The sequence below is a fragment of the Planosporangium thailandense genome (assembly GCF_011947195.1).
GTDB classification, from domain to species: Bacteria; Actinomycetota; Actinomycetes; order Mycobacteriales; family Micromonosporaceae; genus Planosporangium; species Planosporangium thailandense.
Map to the genome: position 1 here is coordinate 66606 of NZ_JAATVY010000012.1, position 17619 is coordinate 84224.

The 17619-nt window shown below is 71.3% G+C and carries 15 protein-coding genes; 9 read left to right on the forward strand and 6 right to left on the reverse strand.

All coding sequences use genetic code 11. The features are described from left to right. Positions 1–62 precede the first annotated feature (62 nt). The 8 genes from HC031_RS17665 (at position 63) to HC031_RS17700 (ending at position 10369) form a co-directional block, all read left to right on the forward strand. Positions 63–1019, forward strand: coding sequence for a cation diffusion facilitator family transporter (locus tag HC031_RS17665; protein WP_167926440.1), 957 nt, complete (start codon positions 63–65; stop codon positions 1017–1019). A gap of 3 nt (positions 1020–1022) precedes the next feature. Further along, complete coding sequence (gene manA, locus HC031_RS17670) at positions 1023–2189, forward strand: mannose-6-phosphate isomerase, class I (RefSeq protein WP_167926441.1); 1167 nt, start codon at positions 1023–1025, stop codon at positions 2187–2189. Positions 2190–2499: 310 nt separating this feature from the next. Next, complete coding sequence (gene ahcY, locus HC031_RS17675) at positions 2500–3996, forward strand: adenosylhomocysteinase (RefSeq protein ID WP_167926442.1); 1497 nt, start codon at positions 2500–2502, stop codon at positions 3994–3996. Between the two features lie 422 nt (positions 3997–4418). Further along, positions 4419–6134, forward strand: a complete 1716-nt coding sequence (locus HC031_RS17680; RefSeq protein WP_167926443.1) for an ABC transporter family substrate-binding protein — start codon at positions 4419–4421, stop codon at positions 6132–6134. Between the two features lie 106 nt (positions 6135–6240). Continuing rightward, entirely contained in the window at positions 6241–7227 is a 987-nt protein-coding gene (locus HC031_RS17685) for an ABC transporter permease subunit (RefSeq protein WP_167926444.1), read from the forward strand. A gap of 48 nt (positions 7228–7275) precedes the next feature. Further along, on the forward strand, positions 7276–8217 hold the full coding sequence (locus tag HC031_RS17690; protein ID WP_167926445.1) for an ABC transporter permease: 942 nt from the start codon (positions 7276–7278) through the stop codon (positions 8215–8217). Further along, on the forward strand, positions 8214–9314 hold the full coding sequence (locus tag HC031_RS17695; protein WP_167926446.1) for an ABC transporter ATP-binding protein: 1101 nt from the start codon (positions 8214–8216) through the stop codon (positions 9312–9314). Before HC031_RS17690 ends, HC031_RS17695 begins: the two co-directional genes overlap by 4 nt. Then, positions 9311–10369: an ABC transporter ATP-binding protein gene (locus HC031_RS17700; RefSeq protein WP_167926447.1), complete on the forward strand. Its 1059-nt coding sequence runs from the start codon at positions 9311–9313 to the stop codon at positions 10367–10369. The genes HC031_RS17695 and HC031_RS17700 overlap by 4 nt, the downstream gene beginning before the upstream one ends. Here the strand turns inward: HC031_RS17700 and HC031_RS17705 are convergent. Further along, entirely contained in the window at positions 10342–11241 is a 900-nt protein-coding gene (locus tag HC031_RS17705; protein ID WP_240942636.1) for an RDD family protein, read from the reverse strand. The genes HC031_RS17700 and HC031_RS17705 overlap by 28 nt on opposite strands. Positions 11242–11292: 51 nt before the next feature. Between HC031_RS17705 and HC031_RS17710 the strand changes: the two genes are divergently transcribed. After that, positions 11293–12246, forward strand: coding sequence for a stage II sporulation protein M (locus HC031_RS17710; protein ID WP_167926449.1), 954 nt, complete (start codon positions 11293–11295; stop codon positions 12244–12246). A 63-nt stretch (positions 12247–12309) separates the two neighbouring features. Here HC031_RS17710 and HC031_RS17715 read toward each other — a convergent pair whose 3' ends face one another. Genes HC031_RS17715 through HC031_RS17735 form a run of 5 tightly spaced genes read right to left on the reverse strand, consistent with a single transcriptional unit; the run spans position 12310 to position 17492 of the window. Continuing rightward, positions 12310–13626, reverse strand: coding sequence for a DUF58 domain-containing protein (locus tag HC031_RS17715; protein ID WP_205862861.1), 1317 nt, complete (start codon positions 13624–13626; stop codon positions 12310–12312). Further along, complete coding sequence (locus HC031_RS17720) at positions 13623–14615, reverse strand: AAA family ATPase (protein WP_338090712.1); 993 nt, start codon at positions 14613–14615, stop codon at positions 13623–13625. Before HC031_RS17720 ends, HC031_RS17715 begins: the two co-directional genes overlap by 4 nt. Beyond that, positions 14612–15976, reverse strand: a complete 1365-nt coding sequence (locus HC031_RS17725) for a DUF4350 domain-containing protein (protein WP_167926450.1) — start codon at positions 15974–15976, stop codon at positions 14612–14614. The genes HC031_RS17720 and HC031_RS17725 overlap by 4 nt, the downstream gene beginning before the upstream one ends. After that, positions 15973–16647, reverse strand: a complete 675-nt coding sequence (locus tag HC031_RS17730; RefSeq protein WP_167926451.1) for a DUF4129 domain-containing protein — start codon at positions 16645–16647, stop codon at positions 15973–15975. The genes HC031_RS17725 and HC031_RS17730 overlap by 4 nt, the downstream gene beginning before the upstream one ends. Beyond that, the gene (locus HC031_RS17735; RefSeq protein ID WP_167926452.1) at positions 16644–17492 is read right to left on the reverse strand and encodes a hypothetical protein; all 849 of its coding nucleotides are present in this window, start codon (positions 17490–17492) and stop codon (positions 16644–16646) included. Before HC031_RS17735 ends, HC031_RS17730 begins: the two co-directional genes overlap by 4 nt. Positions 17493–17619 lie beyond the last annotated feature (127 nt).

Here is a 17619-nt window from a genome sequence, read left to right on the forward strand (position 1 = left end):
AGCGAGCGAATCAGGGGCTCAGTGTGTCGCGAAAGCATCGCTGAGCGAAGCGAGGCGATCGTATGAGTGCGGGGGAAAGCAACAAGGCCGTGGTCGCGGCGCTCGCGGCCAACCTCGGCATCGCGGTGACCAAGTTCGTCGCCTTCGCGCTGACACGTTCGTCGTCGATGCTGGCCGAGGGGATCCACTCGGTGGTGGACTCCGGCAACCAGGTGCTGCTGCTGATCGGCGGCCGGAAGGCCGTCCGGAAGGCGACGGCCAAGCACCCCTTCGGGTTCGGGCGGGAACGCTACATCTATGCGTTCATCGTGTCGATCATGCTGTTCTTCGTCGGCGGCCTGCTCGCGCTCTACGAGGCGTACCACAAGATCAGTCACCCGGAGCCGATCACCAGCTGGCAGTGGGTGCCGGTCCTGGTGCTGGTCATCAGCATCGTGCTGGAGTCCCTGTCCCTGCGGACCGCGGTCGGCGAGACGAACGAGATCCGGGGCGGCGTGTCCTGGGTCGAGTTCGTCCGGCGGTCGCGGATCCCCGAGCTGCCGGTGGTCCTGCTCGAGGACACCGCCGCCCTGATCGGCCTGGTGTTCGCCCTGTTCGGTGTGGGGCTGACGCTCCTGACCGGCAACGGCGTCTGGGACGGCGTCGGCACGGCCGCGATCGGTCTCCTGCTGGTCGCCGTCGCCTTCGTGCTGGCGGTGGAGACCAAGAGCCTGCTGCTGGGCGAGGCGGCCACGCCCGAGACGGTCGACGCGATCGAGCGGGCGATCCTGGCCGGCGACGAGGCCGAGCGCATCATCCACATGCGCACCGTCCACGTGGGGCCGGAGGACCTGCTGGTGGCCGCGAAGATCGCGGTTCGGCACGACGAGACCGCCGCCGCGGTGGCCCGGGGGATCGACGCGATCGAGCGGCGCATCCGCGCCGCGGTGCCGATCGCGAAGATGATTTTCCTTGAGCCGGACATCGACCGGACGCCGGCCGCGGGGCGCGGGACGGAACCGGCCCTCACGGAAGGTTGACCGGTGGAGCCGCTCGACAACCCGATCCGGCCGTACGCCTGGGGCTCGCGTACGGCCATCGCCGAGCTGCAGGGGCGGCCCGCTCCGACCGAGCAGCCCGAGGCGGAGCTGTGGATGGGCGCCCACCCGGACAGCCCCTCGACGGTCGGTGGCGTGGCGCTGACCGCGAGGATCGAGGGTGACCCCGTGGGCGTGCTCGGCGCCGACACGGTCGCCCGCTTCGGGCCCCGGCTGCCGTTCCTGCTGAAGGTGCTCGCGGCGGCGGAGCCGCTGTCGCTGCAGGCCCACCCGGACAGCGCGCAGGCCGCGGCCGGGTTCGAGGCGGAGGAGGCGGCCGGCAAGCCGCGCGACGCGGCGGACCGCAACTACCGGGACCGGTACCACAAGCCCGAGCTGATGGTCGCGGTGGAGCCGTGCGAGGCGCTGTGCGGGTTCCGCGACCCGGCCGTCTCCGCGGACGTGCTGGCCGGGCTGCGGGTGGCGGCGCTCGCGCCGACCGTGGACGCGCTGCGCGCCGGGGAACCCGGCGTCGCGCTGCGCGACGCGGTCACCGGCCTGTTGGCGCTGGGCGACTCGGACCGGAAGGCGCTGGTCGCCGACGTCGTGGCCGCGGCCCGGGCGGGGTCCGGGCCCGACCTGATCGTGACGCTGGGGCAGCGGTACCCGACCGACCTCGGCGTGGTGCTCGCCACGCTGCTCAACCATGTGCGGCTGGAGCCGGGGGAAGCGATCTGGATGCCGGCCGGCAACATGCACGCCTACCTGCGGGGTACGGGCGTGGAGATCATGGCCGGCAGCGACAACGTGCTCCGGGGTGGTCTGACCTCCAAGCACATGGACGTCGCCGAGTTGCTGCGGGTGCTGCGCTTCGAGGTGCTCGCCGATCCGGTCGTGCGCCCCCGGCCGTTGGGACCGGGGCTGGTGACCTGGCCGACGCCGGTCGAGGATTTCGCGCTGCACCGGGCCGAGCTCGCCGGTGGCCGCGTCACGCTTCCCGGCCACGGCCCGCGCATCGTGTTCTGCCTGCGCGGCGAGGTCCGGGTCGACGACGGGTCGGGGGAGGTCGTGCTGACCGGCGGGCAGGCCGCGTTCGGAGCCGCCGGCCGGACCGCCAGCGTGGCTGGCTCCGGCGAGGTGTACCAGGCGACGGTCGCCGAGGCCGGGCGCTGAATCACCGGGACCGGGCGCTGAATCACCGGGGCCGGGCGCTGATCGCCCGAGTCGTCCTACTCTGATCGCCTGAGTCGGGGACGTCCGTTCGGTGCATTGAATTGCCCTATTTTGCGTTGACTGAAAAAAGGTGGCCGGTAGTTTTACTGCTACGCAGCGCTAAGTGATCACGGTTCCAGCGCGGCGTGCCAGGCCTAACCGGGGGGATGCGCGGGGCGGTGGCTCGATGCCGCCGCCCCACGCGCTTTTGATCGCGCGTACGCTGAATTGTTGCCGTCCGCTCATGCACCTGGCAGATCTTGGAGACTTCATGACGAGCACGATTCAGTCATCGGCAGGCGCGTCGACGCCCGGCCGCCCGCAGACGGTCGCCGAGGGCGACTTCAAGGTGGCGGACCTGTCGCTCGCGGCGTTCGGCCGCAAGGAGATCCAACTCGCCGAGCACGAGATGCCGGGCCTGATGGCGATCCGCGCCGAGTACGCGCAGGCGCAGCCGCTGCGCGGCGCGCGGATCACCGGCTCGCTGCACATGACGATCCAGACCGCGGTGCTGATCGAGACGCTGGTCGCGCTCGGTGCGCAGGTGCGCTGGGCGTCCTGCAACATCTTCTCCACCCAGGACCACGCCGCCGCGGCGATCGTCGTGGGCCCGACCGGCACCCCGGACAACCCGCAGGGCGTGCCGGTGTACGCCTGGAAGGGCGAGACGCTGCCGGAGTACTGGTGGTGCACCGAGCAGGCGCTGGTGTGGCCCGACGGGGCAGCGCCCAACATGATCCTCGACGACGGCGGGGACGCGACCCTGCTGGTGCACAAGGGTGCCGAGTTCGAGGGCGCCGGCGCGGTGCCCGCGGTGTCCGAGCACGACAGCGAGGAGTACGGCGTCATCCTCGACGTGCTGCGTCGCTCCCTCGCGGAGGACGACCAGCGCTGGACCCGGATCGCGGCCGGCATCAAGGGCGTGACCGAGGAGACCACCACCGGCGTGCACCGGCTGTACGAGATGCACAACAACGGGACGCTGCTGTTCCCCGCGATCAACGTCAACGACTCGGTGACCAAGAGCAAGTTCGACAACAAGTACGGCTGCCGGCACTCGCTCGTCGACGGCATCAACCGGGCCACCGACGTGCTCATCGGCGGAAAGGTGGCCGTGGTCTGCGGGTACGGCGACGTCGGCAAGGGCTGCGCGGAGTCGCTGCGCGGTCAGGGGGCCCGCGTGATCGTCACCGAGGTCGACCCGATCTGCGCGCTGCAGGCCGCGATGGACGGCTACGAGGTCACCACCCTCGACGACGTCGTGGACCGGGCGGACATCTTCGTCACGGCCACCGGCAACAAGGACGTCATCACCGCCGAGCAGATGGCCCGGATGAAGCACCAGGCGATCGTCGGCAACATCGGGCACTTCGACAACGAGATCGACATGGCCGGCCTGGCCCGGACGCCCGGTGTCAAGAGGGTCAACATCAAGCCGCAGGTCGACGAGTGGGTCTTCCCCGACGGCCACGCGATCATCGTGCTCAGCGAGGGGCGGCTGCTCAACCTCGGTAACGCCACCGGGCACCCGAGCTTCGTGATGAGCAACTCGTTCACCAACCAGGTGATCGCGCAGATCGAGCTGTTCGCCAAGACCGACCAGTACCCGGTGGGCGTCTACACGCTGCCCAAGCACCTGGACGAGAAGGTGGCGCGGCTGCACCTCGACGCGCTCGGGGTCAAGCTCACCCGGCTGACGAAGGAGCAGGCCGACTACATCGGCGTCAGCGTCGAGGGTCCGTACAAGTCGGACCACTACCGGTACTGATTCCGGCTCACGTATCCGAGGGGCACCCCACAGCGCACCCTTGTGCTGTGGGGTGCCCCTTTTCGTGCCGCCGCCCGCCATGGCGTAATCCGGTTGCGCAACCACGGAGGCCAGGTCCGGTGGGTGTCGCGTTTAGCGGCATGTTGTGGGCGGGTATATACCGGATAAATCACGCAATAGGCTCGCAACTGGACGGCAAAAATACGACATTCGCCGTCCGGGCCCGACCGTACGGATGATGTAAGTAGACGCCGCGCGGCGTCCGCATAACGGGACAGTCACGAAATTCAGCGGCCTCTTTGCACGGGACCGCGGGCGACGTTTGCTTTAGGCACTACATCGCAGCCTGTCTCAGCCCCGTGCACGCGTCGTGCCGTGCTACCGGTGGCTCGACGCTGTTGTGGTAGCTGACTGGAGGGAAGATGCACACAGGTAAGAGGTTGGCGGGCGCCGTCGTCGCCGCCGGCGTCTCACTGCTGGTGGTTTCGGCGTGCGGTAGTGGCGGAAGCTCGAACAACGGCAAGACCGTCTCGTCGAGCTTCGCCGACTGCGCCACCAAGCCGAACACCTGCAACAGTGGCGACACCAAGAGCGGTGGCACGTTCACATTCACGATCGAAAAGACGATCGACAACTGGAACCAGAACGACGGCGACGGGAACACCCAGGACTTCGGGGAGGTGCTCGACGGGGTCCTGCCCTCGGTGTTCAACGGCCAGCCTGACCTCGGCCCCGCGCTGAACACCGACCTGGTGACGTCGGCGCAGCAGACGAGCGCCAACCCGCAGACCATCGTCTACAAGATCAACCCGAAGGCGGTCTGGGACGACGGCACGCCGGTCACGGCTGACGACTTCGTCTACGCCTGGAAGACCCAGAACGGCAAGGACTGCAAGGACTGCAACGCGGCCAGCACGTCCGGGTACGACCAGATGAAGTCGGTCACCGGCTCGGACAACGGCAAGACCGTGACCGTGGTGTACGACACGCCGTTCACCGACTGGAAGCAGCCCTTCGGCCCGCTCTACCCGGCGCACATCGCCCAGCAGCACGGTGACCTCGCCGCCTCCTGGAAGTGGTTCGGCGAGAACCCGGTGAACTACTCGGCCGGTCCGTACAAGATCTCGGACTACCAGAAGGACGTCTCGGTCACCGAGGTTCCGAACCCGAAGTGGTGGGGCAAGAAGCCGAGCCTCGACAAGCTGGTCTTCCGCATCATCACCGACCAGAACCAGGAAGTCCCCGCCCTCCAGAACAACGAGGTGCAGGCGATCTACCCGCAGCCGAACCAGGATCTCGTCAACCAGGTGAAGGCGCTGGCCCCCAACGTGCAGTACACCCTGGGCAAGGGCCTGACCTGGGAGCACCTCGACCTGAACCTGAAGAACAAGTTCCTGGCCGACAAGACGCTGCGCCAGGCGGTCTTCACGGCGGTCAACCGCCAGGCGATCATCGACAAGACCGTCGGTCAGTTCGCGCCGGGCATCAAGCCGCTCAACAACCACAACTTCATGCCCGGCCAGGCCGGCTACAAGGACACCGTCACGGCGTCCGGCGCCGGTAACGGCGACATCGAGAAGGCCAAGAAGCTGCTGACCGACGCGGGCTACAAGGGTGTCGGCACCGCGCTGACCACCGCGGCCGGCGAGCCGGTGACGATGCGCATCAGCTACACCATCGGCAACACGCTGCGTCAGGCGAGCGCCGAACTGTTCCAGAACGAGATGCAGCAGCTCGGCATCAAGGTCACCATCACGCCGATCCAGTCCCTGGGCAAGACGCTGAGCGCGGGCGACTTCGACGCGATCATCTACGCGTGGGTGGGCACGCCGTTCCCGTTCGCGGGCGCGGTGCAGATCTGGACCGAGGCCGGCGGCAGCGACTACGGCCACTGGTCGAACCCGCAGGCCGACGCGCTGACCAAGCAGGCCGCGAGCGAGTCCGACCTCAAGAAGGCGACGGACCTGCTCAACCAGGCCGACCAGATGCTGTCCAACGACTACTACTCGCTTCCGCTGTTCCAGAAGCCGACCTTCCTCGCGGTGTACTCGCAGTTCGCGAACATCCGCGACAACGCGACCAACGTCGGCCCGGCGTACAACGACGGGGAGTGGGGTCTGCGCGCCTCTGCCAAGTGACGCGCACCGAGTAGTCAGTAACCGCTTCTTTTACAGTGGGTAGTGTCGGATCCCGGACGTCAGTGTCCGGGATCCTTCACTAAGTGGGCACAGCTGGGAGGAATGCGTGCTCGCATACGTCATACGACGCATCTTCGTCTCGATCCCGATCCTGATCGGATCCACGATCCTGGTCTTCATCATGGTCAAGTTCTCGGGCGACCCGCTCGAGGGCCTGAAGATGCGCAATCCGCCGCCACCGCGGCAGACCATTCTGAACGAGGAGCACCGCCTCCGGCTGGACAAGCCCGTCTGGGAGCAGTACTGGCTCTGGCTCAAGGGCCTGGTCCTGCACGGTGACTTCGGGCCCTCGGTGCACGGCAACATCAACATCGGTCACGAACTGGGTGACCGGCTCTTCGTCACGCTCCGGCTGGTCGTGCTGTCGGTGCTTATCGCCCTCATCTTCGCGGTCATCACGGGCGTGGTGAGCGCGGTGAAGCAGTACTCGGCCACCGACTACAGCTTCACCTTCCTCGGCTTCCTGTTCCTGGCGATGCCGTCCTTCTGGTTCGCGATCCTGCTCAAGTCGGCCGGCATCGCGTACAACCAGGCCACCGGTACCGAGGCATTCTTCACGATCGGCGAGAAGTCGGTCCTCCTCACCGACGACTCGGGGTGGGGGCAGTTCAAGGACATCGCCGGGCACATGGTGCTTCCGACCATCTCGCTGGCCCTCATCAGCTACGCGGCATGGAGCCGCTTCCAGCGCGCATCGATGCTGGAGGTGCTCAACAGCGACTACGTCCGCCTGGCGCGGGCCAAGGGGCTGCGCAGCCGCCAGGTGCTGGTCCGTCACGCGCTCCGGACGGCGCTGATCCCGCTGACCACCGTCACCGCGCTCGATATCGCGGCGCTGCTGGGCGGCGCCGTCATCACCGAAATGGTGTTCCAGTGGCACGGGCTCGGCGACTACCTGCTGAGGTCGATCCGGGACCACGACGCGTACGCGATGATGGGCTGGCTGCTGGTCTCCGCGATCATCGTCATCGTCTTCAACCTGATCGCCGACCTGCTGTACAGCGTGCTGGACCCGAGGATCCGCTATGAGTAGGCGAAGTCAGCGAGTCTTGAGCCCACGGCATGGCAGCGAGGTGACGGCATGAGTGAGATTCGCGCGAGTTCGGTGACGACGTCGGGCGCCCCACAGCCGACGTCGCCGACCGGTGCGGCCGACCGGGAGTTCACGGTCAAGGAGCGCAGCCAGCTCCAGCAGGCGTTCCGCCGCTTCCTGCGGCACCGGCTCGCCGTGCTCAGCCTGGTGCTGTTCATCCTGATCGTGCTGCTGGCGTTCGTCGGGCCGCTGATCTGGAAGTACAAGTACACCGACATCACCCCGGACAACTCGCAGCCGCCGTCGCCGGCCCACCCGTTCGGCACCGACAGCCTCGGGCACGACTGGTTCGCCCAGGTGCTGCGCGGGCTCCAGCAGTCGGTGAAGGTGGCGCTGTGCATCGCGATCGTCGCGTCGACCCTCGGAGTGGTGTGGGGCGGCGTCTCCGGCTACTACCGGGGCATCTCCGACTCCGTGCTGATGCGGTTGGCCGACCTGATCCTGACGATTCCGGCGATCGCGCTGGCCGCGGCGCTCGGCAACATCGGCGGCGGCACCTGGTGGATGATCGCACTGGTCCTCGGCGGGCTGTCCGCCCCGCTGGTGGCCCGCGCCGTGCGCGGCGTGGTGCTGTCCCTGCGTGAGCAGGAGTTCGTCGAGGCGGCCCGGGCGCTCGGCGCCTCGGACCGCTGGATCATCCTGCGCCACCTGGTGCCCAACGCGTTCGCGGTGGTCATCGTCTACGCGACGCTGCTGGTGGCCACCGGCATCCTGTCCGAGACCGCGCTGTCGTTCATCGGCTTCGGGGTGCACCCGCCGGACACCTCGCTCGGGCTGCTTATCTACCAGGCGCAGTCGGCGGTCCAGACCCGGCCCTGGCTGTTCTACTTCCCGGGCCTGTTCATCATTCTGATCGCGCTCACGGTCAACTTCATCGGTGACGGCCTGCGCGACGCGTTCGACCCCCGACAGACGAGGCAACGCCGATGACCGCAGAGAGCAACATCCAACTGGACCGCCGTTCCGCCGACGGCGACGCCGTTCTCGAGGTCGAGAACCTCACCGTCGAGTTCCCCACCGAGGACGGCGTCGTGCAGGCCGTCCGCGGCGTCAGCTACCGGCTCGCGCCGGGCGAGGCGATGGGGATCGTCGGTGAGTCGGGCTCCGGAAAGTCCGTGACCTCGATGGCGGTCATGGGGCTGCTGCCGAAGACCGCGAAGATCACGGGGTCGGTGCGCTTCCGGGGCGAGGAGCTGCTCGGGCGCAGCGAGAACGGGTTCGCCGAGATCCGCGGCAAGAAGATCGCCATGATCTTCCAGGACCCGCTGACGTCGCTCAATCCGGTGTACACGGTGGGTCGGCAGATCGCCGAGGCGATCCTGGCCCACAACGACGTCTCCAAGAAGGTGGCGAACGACCGGGCGGTCGAACTGCTCGCCACCGTCGGCATCCCGTTCCCCGAGCAGCGGGTGAACAACTACCCGCACGAGATGTCCGGCGGCATGCGGCAGCGGGTGGTCATCGCCATCGCGATGGCCAACGACCCCGACGTCATCATCGCCGACGAGCCCACCACCGCCCTCGACGTGACGGTGCAGGCCCAGGTGCTGGAGGCGCTCGAGGCGGCCCGCGCCGCCACCGGCGCCGCGCTCGTCCTGATCACCCACGACCTCGGCGTCATCGCCGGCCACGCCGACCGCATCTGCGTGATGTACGCCGGCAAGCTGGTCGAGAAGGGCACCGTCGACGAGGTGTTCTACGAGCCGCGGATGCCGTACACGCTCGGCCTGCTCGGCAGCCTGCCGCGCCTGGACGAGGCCGGTCGCGAGCGGCTCACCCCGATCGTCGGTTCGCCGCCGTCGCTGATGCACCTGCCGCCGGGCTGCCCCTTCACGCCGCGGTGCCCGCTCGCGCAGCCGATCTGCGAGGAGCGGGAGCCGGATCTGTACGGCACGGATCAGCCCGGCCACGTGGCGGCGTGCCACTTCCACGAGCGGTTGGTCGGGGTGACCCCCGGTCAGCTGTTCCGGCCGACCTCGGCGGACACCGGGTCGGTCGCGCCTGCGAACCTGGAGACACAGCAATGACGGCCCCGAACGTGGCGGAACCGGCGGTGAGCACCGACCGCCAACCCGTACTCGCCGTACACGACCTGGTCAAGCACTTCCCGGTGCGCTCGCGCGGCCTCGTCCGCCGCCGGGTCGGCGACGTCCACGCGGTCTGCGGCCTCTCGTTCGACCTGTTCGAGAACGAGACGCTGGGCCTGGTCGGTGAGTCCGGCTGCGGCAAGACGACGACGGGCCGGCTGCTGCTCAACCTGATCCCGGCGACCTCCGGCGAGGTCGTCTACGGCGGGCGCAACCTGGTCGAGCTCTCGCCCGGGCAGATGCGGCCGCTGCGGCGGGACCTGCAGATCGTCTTCCAGGACCCGTTCGCCTCGCTCGACCCGCGGATGACGGTCAACGAGATCGTGGCCGAGCCGCTGCGCATCCACGGGCTCCTCGGCTCCGGCAAGCAGGCGCGGGACAAGGTCCGGGAGTTGCTGCGGATGGTCGGGCTCAACCCAGAGCACGGCAACCGGTACCCGCACGAGTTCTCCGGCGGCCAGCGGCAGCGCATCGGCATCGCCCGGGCGCTGGCGCTGCGGCCCAAGGCGCTCGTCCTCGACGAGCCGGTCTCGGCGCTGGACGTGTCGATCCAGGCCGGCGTGATCAACCTGCTCGATGACCTGCAGCACGAGCTGGGCCTGTCGTACCTGTTCATCTCGCACGACCTGTCGGTGGTGCGGCACATCGCCGACCGGGTCGCCGTGATGTACCTCGGCAAGATCGTGGAGCTGGCCGACAAGGAGGAGCTGTTCACCCGGGCGGCTCACCCGTACACGCAGGCGCTGATCTCGGCGATCCCGCTGCCGGACCCGCGCAAGGAGCGCAGCCGTCAGCGCATCACGCTGACCGGCGACGTGCCGAGCCCGGTCAGCCCGCCCAGCGGCTGTCGGTTCCGTACCCGCTGCCCGAAGTTCGCCGACGTGCTGAGCGAGGACGAGCGGCAGAAGTGCGTGAACGAGGAGCCGGCCCTGATCGACCGGGGCCAGGGGCACGCCTCGGCGTGCCACTACGCGGAGGCGATGAAGCTGGTCTGACGATCGCCCGTCGGGGTGTGGTCGGGCTTCGGCGTGAGGCCCGGCCACACCGAGGCGGTGGCGGCCCTGGCCGCGGCCAGCCGACCGGCGGCCCGCCGGTGCCGCTCGGCGAGCACCGCCGCCAGGTAGGCCCAGCCGGGCACGCCGGGCGGGGGAGGCGGCGTGACGCGGCTGGCTACCTCGGCGGCCAGCGCGTGTCCGAGGCGGCTGCGGGCCGGTTCCCGCAGGTGCCTGTTGCGGGCCAGGAAGTGCCGCACCGCGAGCGCCAGGTCGTCGTCGAGGCCGGTCAGATCGAGCAGCGCGGCCCACGGTCCGAGCCCGGGCGGCATGGCCGGCGCCCATCCCCAGGCCGACGGGGTGCGCTCGTGGATCACGATCGTGCCGGCCGTGAGGTCACCGAGGCGCTCGCCGCGGGGGTGGGCGAGCATCGTGGTCAGGCTGACGATCCAGGTCAGAATGGGGAACACCAGCCCAGGCCACTCCACGGCCACCGCCACGAGGCGGCGGGTGAGCGCGTGCCGGAACCGGATGGGGCCGCCGTCGGCCCGCACCACGCGCAGACCGAGCGCGAGCTTGCCGACCGTACGGCCGCCGGCCAGCGTCTCCATCGCGACCGGGTAGCCGACGAGCACCACGACGGTGAGGACGACGGTCAGCCCCGCCATGAGCGCCGCGTCGGCGGTCGGGCCGGCCAGCGCTACAACCAGGCCGGTGGCCCACCCCAGGACTAGGAACGCCACCGCCTGTACGACAAGGTCCACCATGACGGCGAGTACGCGGGAGCCGATGCCGGCGATCCGGACGTCCAACTCCACCGCCTCGCCGCTGACGAGCCGGCCGGACCCGCCCGCGGGCGGGGAAAGTGGATCCATCGCCACAGTGAACACCATCCGCCGGCCGGGCGGGGCACTACAGTCAACGCTGTGGATCTGGACGCGTACGTCGCTGAGCACGCCGGCGAATGGCGCCGGCTGCAGTGGCTCGCCCAGCGGCGGCGGTTGTCGGCGGCGCAGGCCGACGAGCTGGTCGAGCTCTACCAGCGGACCGCCACGCACCTGTCCCTGATCCGAAGCCGCTCACCCGACCCCGTCCTGGTGGCGCGGCTGTCGCACCTGGTACTCGCGGCCCGGTCGGCCATCACCGGGCCCGGCGTGTTCTCGTGGCGGTCGATCGGGCGCTTCTTCACCGTCTCGTTCCCGCTGGAGACGTACCGGGCGTGGCGGTGGTGGACGGCGGTGGCCGCCGGCTTCGTCGCCCTGTCGGGCGCGCTCATCGGGTACGTGGCGGGCCATCCCGACGCGGCGCACGTCTTCATGAGCGCAGACGAGATCGACCAGGTCGTCAACACCGACTTCGTCGGCTACTACAGCGCCTACCAGCCGCAGAACTTCGCGTTCCAGGTCTGGACCAACAACGCCTGGCTGTCGGCGCAGTGTCTGGCCTCCGGCGTACTGATCGTGCCGGTGCTGTACCTGTTGGCCATGAACGCGCTCAACACGGGCGTCATGGGCGGGGTGATGGTGTCGGCCGGCCGGGCGGACGTGTTCTTCGGCTACCTCGCGCCGCACGGCCTGCTGGAGCTGACCGCGGTGTTCATCGCCGCGGGCGTCGGCCTGCGCGTCGGATGGGCGTGGATCGCGCCCGGCCCGGGTCGGACCCGGGGACAGGCGCTCACGCGGGCCGCCCGGTCCGGCATGCTGGTCGCGCTCGGGCTGGTCGGGGTACTCGCGGTCAGCGGGCTGCTGGAGGCGTTCGTGACGCCGTCCGGGCTGCCGACCGTGCTGCGCGTCGGTGTCGGGGCGGTGGTCTGGCTGGCCTTCCTGACCTACGTGGTGGTGGCGGGCCGTCGCGCCGCACGCACCGATCCTTCGTCATGATCGCGGAACTTTTTCCGTGTCTCAGCACGGAAAAAGTTCCGCGATCATGGGGGAGTGGGGGCCTCAGAGGCGGCCGGTCGCCTTCATCGCCAGGTACGCGTCGGCCACCCGGGAGGCGAAAAGCTCCACGGGCGCGTCGACGACCTCGACACCGTGCCGGGTCAGCGCGGCGCGTACCCGGTCGCGCTCGGCGAGCGCCCGGTGCGCGGCCGCCGCGGTGTAGAGATCGTCGACCGAGCCGGAGCCGGCCGTATCGGTCAGGCGGGCCAACTGCTGGTCGTGGACGGCGGCGACGACCACCTTGTGCCGGGCGGCCAGGCGGGCGAGGACCGGCAGCAGCCCCTCGCCCAGCGCCGCCGGCTCCAGGGCGGTGAACAGCACCACCAGGGACCGCTTGCGCTCCCGCCGCAGCACCTCGCCGGCGACGAGACCGAAGTCGGTCTCCACCAGGGCCGGCTCCAGCGGTGCGAGCGCCGACACGAGCCGCCACATCAGCGCCTGCTGGCCGACGCCCGCCACCGACGCGCGTACCGCCGTATCCACGGCCAGCAGGTCGACCCGGTCGCCCGCGCGGGCGGCCAGCGAGGACAGCAGCAGCGCCGCGTCGATGGCCGCGTCCAGTCGGGGCTCGTCGCCGACGCGCACCGCCGACGTACGCCCGGTGTCGAGCACGCACAGCACGCGCCGGTCCCGTTCCGGCCGCCAGCTACGGACCACCACGTCGGAGCGGCGGGCGCTGGCCCGCCAGTCGATCGAGCGCACGTCGTCGCCGACCACGTACTCGCGCAAGGCGTCGAACTCGGTGCCCTGCCCGCGCCCACGGGTCACCACCGCGCCGTCGAGCACCCGCAGTCGGGCCAGCTTCTCCGGCAGGTACCGGCGGGAGGTGAAGCGTGGCAGCACCCGGATCGTCCACGGCGGGGTGCGGCGGTCGTCGGTCCGTTGCCGGCTCTGCCGGTACGCCAGTCCCAGCGGCCCGTACGACCGTAGGCTCACCCGGACGCACGGCCGGTCGCCGCGCCGCGTGGGCCGCAGCGTCGTCTCGACCGTGCCGCTCGCGCCCGGCTCCAGATCGAGCCGGTGGGAGTACGGGCCGGCACCGGCCGACGGCACCCAGGCGTCCCGGACGCGGGCCCGCAGCCGCCGGGGCGAGCCGTTGGTCAGGGTGAGGCGGACGGTGGCCGTCTCGTCGAGCCACATCACCCGGTCACCGTCGCGCGCCAGGGCCACGGTCGTGAGGGGAGCGGCTACCGCGAGGTCGGCCAGTACCAGCACCAGCAGCGCGCCGACCACGACCGCCGCGCCGAGCCAGGGCGCGGGCGTCCACGGCACCACCAGGGCGCCGGCGACCAGCAGCAGCGGTACCCGCTCGGTGATCATCGTGGCGTCGGCACCGTGGCCAGGACGGACTCCAGCACGCTGTCGACGGTCACGCCTTCCAGCTCGGCGTCGGGCCGCAGCCGTACCCGGTGCCGCAGCGCCGGCCGGGCCAGCGCCTTGACGTCGTCGGGGGTGACGTAGTCGCGGCCGTTCAGCCACGCCCAGGCCTTGGCGGCGGCGAGCAGGGCGGTGGCGCCGCGCGGCGAGGCGCCCAGCTCCAGCGACGGCGAGACCCGGGTGGCGCGGCACAGGTCGACCACGTAGCCGAGTACGACGTCGGCGACCCGTACCCGCTGGACGGCGCGCCGGCCGGCGGCCAGGTCGGCGGCGTTCGCGACGGCGGTGACCCCGGCGCCGCGCAGGTCACGGGGGTCGAACCCGTTGTGGTGGGCGCGCAGGACGCCCAGCTCCTCCTCGCGGCTGGGCAGCGGGACGGTCAGCTTGAGCAGGAACCGGTCCAGCTGGGCCTCGGGGAGCGGGTAGGTGCCCTCGTACTCGACGGGGTTCTGGGTGGCGGCGACCACGAACGGCTCGGGCAGCGCCCGGGGCGCGCCCTCCACCGACACCTGCCGCTCCTCCATGACCTCCAGCAGCGCGGCCTGGGTCTTCGGGGGAGTGCGGTTGATCTCGTCGGCGAGCAGCAGGTTGGTGAAGACCGGCCCTTCCCGGAACTGGAACTCCGCGGTGCGGTTGTCGAAGATCAGCGACCCGGTGACGTCGCCGGGCATCAGGTCGGGGGTGAACTGCAGCCGCTTGGCGTCCAGGTCGAGCGCTGCCGCGAGGGCGCGTACGAGCAGCGTCTTCGCGACGCCGGGTACGCCCTCGAGCAGCACGTGGCCGCGGCTGAGCAGGGCGATCACGAGGCCGGTGACCACCGCGTCCTGCCCGATGACGACCTTGCCGACCTCGGCGCGCAGGCGGCCGAGCGCCACGCGGGCCGCGCTGTCCGGGTCGGTGTCCACTGTGTTCGGGGCTGATGGGTCTGTCACCGAAGGCTCTCCTCTATCGGGTACGCGCGCACGGCGCGCAGCAGGCGGTCCAGGTTCGCGGCGGCCGCGACGAACTGCTCGTCGTCGTCGGGGGTCGGCGGCCGCAGCGCCGTGCGCACGTCGGTCGCGGTCCAGCCGGACCGCGCGGCCGCGGCCGCCTCGAGGGTCTCGGCCGGCGCGTCCGGGGGCAGGTCCAGCAGCCGGCGTAGCCGCTCGTCGGTCGCCGCGCGCAGCGTCTCCAGCGCCGTGTCGCGGGCCTTGGCCCGCCGGTACAGCCGGCCGCGGCCGAGTACCGTCTCGGCGGCCGGCACGCTGACCGGCAGCGGCTCCGGGATCGGGGTGCCCAGCCGGCGGGCTCTGGCCGCCGCCAGCAGCGCCCCGGCGGCGAGCAGCAGCGCCAGCGTGACCCAAGCGGCGGCCGGGAACGCCGACCACAGCGAGGGACCGCCGCCACCGCTGTCGCGGTTGGTCCCGGGCGCCGGGTGGGCCGTACCCGGCAGCGGGAAGTCGGGGTCGGGTGAGCCGTTCGGACCCAGCGACGGCGGGGCGTTGTCCGGCGCGCCGCCCGCGTTGAAGCCGGGCCGCGGCTCCAACCGGTGCACGTCCAGCCAGACCAGCCGGTCGGCGCCGGTCAACAGGGCGGTGGCGAGGTCGGCGTTGCCGTGCTCGCCGATGCGGTCGTTGCGGAACGCGTCGTCGGCGCCGATCACGGTGAGCCGCGTGTCGTGCCAGCTCAGCTCGACCAGCCCGCCGGCGTAGCAGCGGTGCAGTTCGGTCGTGTCCGGGGCGGGCACGGTGAACAGCACCGCCCGCCGGACGGCCGCCGCGCCGGCGTTCGCCGCCGCCGGCAGGTCGCAGCCGGGTGGCCCGACCGCGGTGGCCCAGCGCCGGCTCGTGACGGCGACCGGCAGGTTTCCGGCGGCCAGGGCCCGGTCGCTCGGCGCGACGAGCACGATCCGCGTCGACGCCGGCATCAGCTTGAGCATGCGCAGGTAGTACGGGTGGACCAGGGCGGGCGCCGGGACGAGGAGGGTGGCGTCGCCGCGGTACGCCGACACCAGCGCGTCGGAGGTCCTGGTGGCGCGCTCGACGCGGACACCGCGCCGCTCGACGAGCCGGGCCAGCCGGGCCGCTCCGGTGGGGGCGCTGCTGGCCGGCGACAGGTAGGCCGGGTCGGACTGGTCGGGCTGTTGCAGCGCGTAGGCGACGGCCGAGACCGCGACCAGCGCGACGACCAGCGCAAGCGGGGTGACCAGGCGCAGCCAGCGCAGCCGCCGCCGGCGCGGCGGCGCGCCCGGGACCCCGGCCGGCGTCGGTGTGGCCGGCGTCGGGGCGGCCGGTCGCGGGGCGATCACGCTCATCCTCGGCTCCCCGCCGTGCTCCGCGCGAGCGCCTCCCGTGCGGCGTCCGCCAGTGCGCGCATCCGGGCGTCCGTTTCGGCGCCGGCCGGGCGGCCGGCGTACCAGACCTCGGAGAAGAGGGCGGCCGCTTCGGACAGCGGCGCGCCGACCGCGGGCAGCGCGTGGCCGGCGGCCCGGGCCAGTTCGGTGACGGTCCAGCCGGGCCGGTGTTCGATGACGCCGCGTTCCACCAGGTGCCGGACCATCGCGCGCAGCCGCTCACGGACCGCCTCGGCGTAGCGCCCGGCCGCCGCGAGCCGGTCGGCCAGCGAGGCGAGGTCGTCGGCCGGCACGGCGGGCAGTTCGTCCGCGGGGACCGGTGGTGGCGGCGGGGCGCTGTCGCCGCGGCGACGCTTCCAGCGCAGGTGCGGCCAGCGCAGCCGGGGCAGGCGCGGCCTCCGCCAGCGCAGGCGCGGCAGCCGCGGCCTCCGCCAGCGGGGCAGGCGCGGGCGCGGCCGGCGCAGCCGCCAGCGCGGGCGGCGCAGGCGCGGTAGCCGGCGGGGGACCCAGGCGGGGAACCAGTACCAGGCGGCGCCGAGGAGGCCGGCGGCGATCAGCGACAGCACCAGCAGCAGCGGCAGCGGAATCACGTCCGAGACCGCCGCGACCAGGTCGGTCCACCATCGGCTCACGGGGCCACCCGGGACAGGTCGGGCCGGGAACCGGCGTCGCGGCGCAGTGCGCGCCCGAGCCAGATGTCGAGGCCCTCGGTACGGATCCGGGCCTCCACGTACAGCACCGCGTCCACGCAGGCCAGCGCGGGATAGGCGACCGCATTGACGCCGGCGGCGATGGCCATGGCGGCCCAGGGCAGCCACGGGCGCAGGCCGAAGAACTGGTACAGCACCAGCGGACCGCCGAGCGCGAGCGTGACCCGGACAGCCAGCCAGGCGCCGTAGCCGACGAGCCGGAACGCCGCGGCCCGCAGGCCCGCGCGGACGGACAGTGCGAGCGAGCGCAGCAGCGCGCCGCCCGGACCACGGCGCTCGATCACGACGGCGGGTACGGCGAGCCCGGCCAGTCCGTACCCGAAGATCCAGGGCAGCAGACCGGCGAGCGCGCAGATACCGACCACCAGGCCGGTGATCAGGGCGACGACGGTGACCGCGAACCACCGGGAACCGCCGAGGGAAAGCAGTTGCCGTGGGGTCGGGCGCTCGCCGAGCAGGTCGGCCGTGGCGACGTGGCCGGCGAGGCCGCCGAGCAGCGCGATCGCCACCGCTTCGGCCGCGAGGCCGGCGGCGAGGAGCACCCAGTACTGGCCGAGGCGGTCGGAGTGCGGCAGGTAGCCGGGCACGCTGACGTCGGCCGCCGTCCGCAACGGGCGGAGGGCGGCCTGCTCGGCCACTCCCAGGACCGCGCCGGCGAGCAGCAGCGGCGTGGCGCCGCGGCGCAGCAGCGCCACCGCGGTGTCGAGGAGTTCGCCCAGCGTGAGTGGCCGCAGTGGGATCACTCCCGGTGGGGGTGGCAGCGGCACGAGGTCTCCTGGGCACTGTTGTCGATGAGGACGGGGACTCATGGTGGCATGTCTGGATGTTCGTGCGCGTCCCTGTCACTCCAGCGGCGCCAATGTCGGACTAAAACGGTCTAAAACCCCCAACGTT

What these genes read in the sequence shown, in the direction of transcription:
- HC031_RS17700 (WP_167926447.1), top strand. Translation starts at nt 9,311, where the DNA reads ATGACGGCCCCGAACGTGGCGGAACCGGCGGTGAGCACCGACCGCCAA.
- HC031_RS17705 (WP_240942636.1), bottom strand. Translation starts at nt 11,241, where the DNA reads ATGGATCCACTTTCCCCGCCCGCGGGCGGGTCCGGCCGGCTCGTCAGC.
- HC031_RS17690 (WP_167926445.1), top strand. Translation starts at nt 7,276, where the DNA reads ATGAGTGAGATTCGCGCGAGTTCGGTGACGACGTCGGGCGCCCCACAG.
- HC031_RS17695 (WP_167926446.1), top strand. Translation starts at nt 8,214, where the DNA reads ATGACCGCAGAGAGCAACATCCAACTGGACCGCCGTTCCGCCGACGGC.
- HC031_RS17680 (WP_167926443.1), top strand. Translation starts at nt 4,419, where the DNA reads ATGCACACAGGTAAGAGGTTGGCGGGCGCCGTCGTCGCCGCCGGCGTC.
- HC031_RS17725 (WP_167926450.1), bottom strand. Translation starts at nt 15,976, where the DNA reads ATGAGCGTGATCGCCCCGCGACCGGCCGCCCCGACGCCGGCCACACCG.
- ahcY (WP_167926442.1), top strand. Translation starts at nt 2,500, where the DNA reads ATGACGAGCACGATTCAGTCATCGGCAGGCGCGTCGACGCCCGGCCGC.
- HC031_RS17665 (WP_167926440.1), top strand. Translation starts at nt 63, where the DNA reads ATGAGTGCGGGGGAAAGCAACAAGGCCGTGGTCGCGGCGCTCGCGGCC.
- HC031_RS17715 (WP_205862861.1), bottom strand. Translation starts at nt 13,626, where the DNA reads ATGATCACCGAGCGGGTACCGCTGCTGCTGGTCGCCGGCGCCCTGGTG.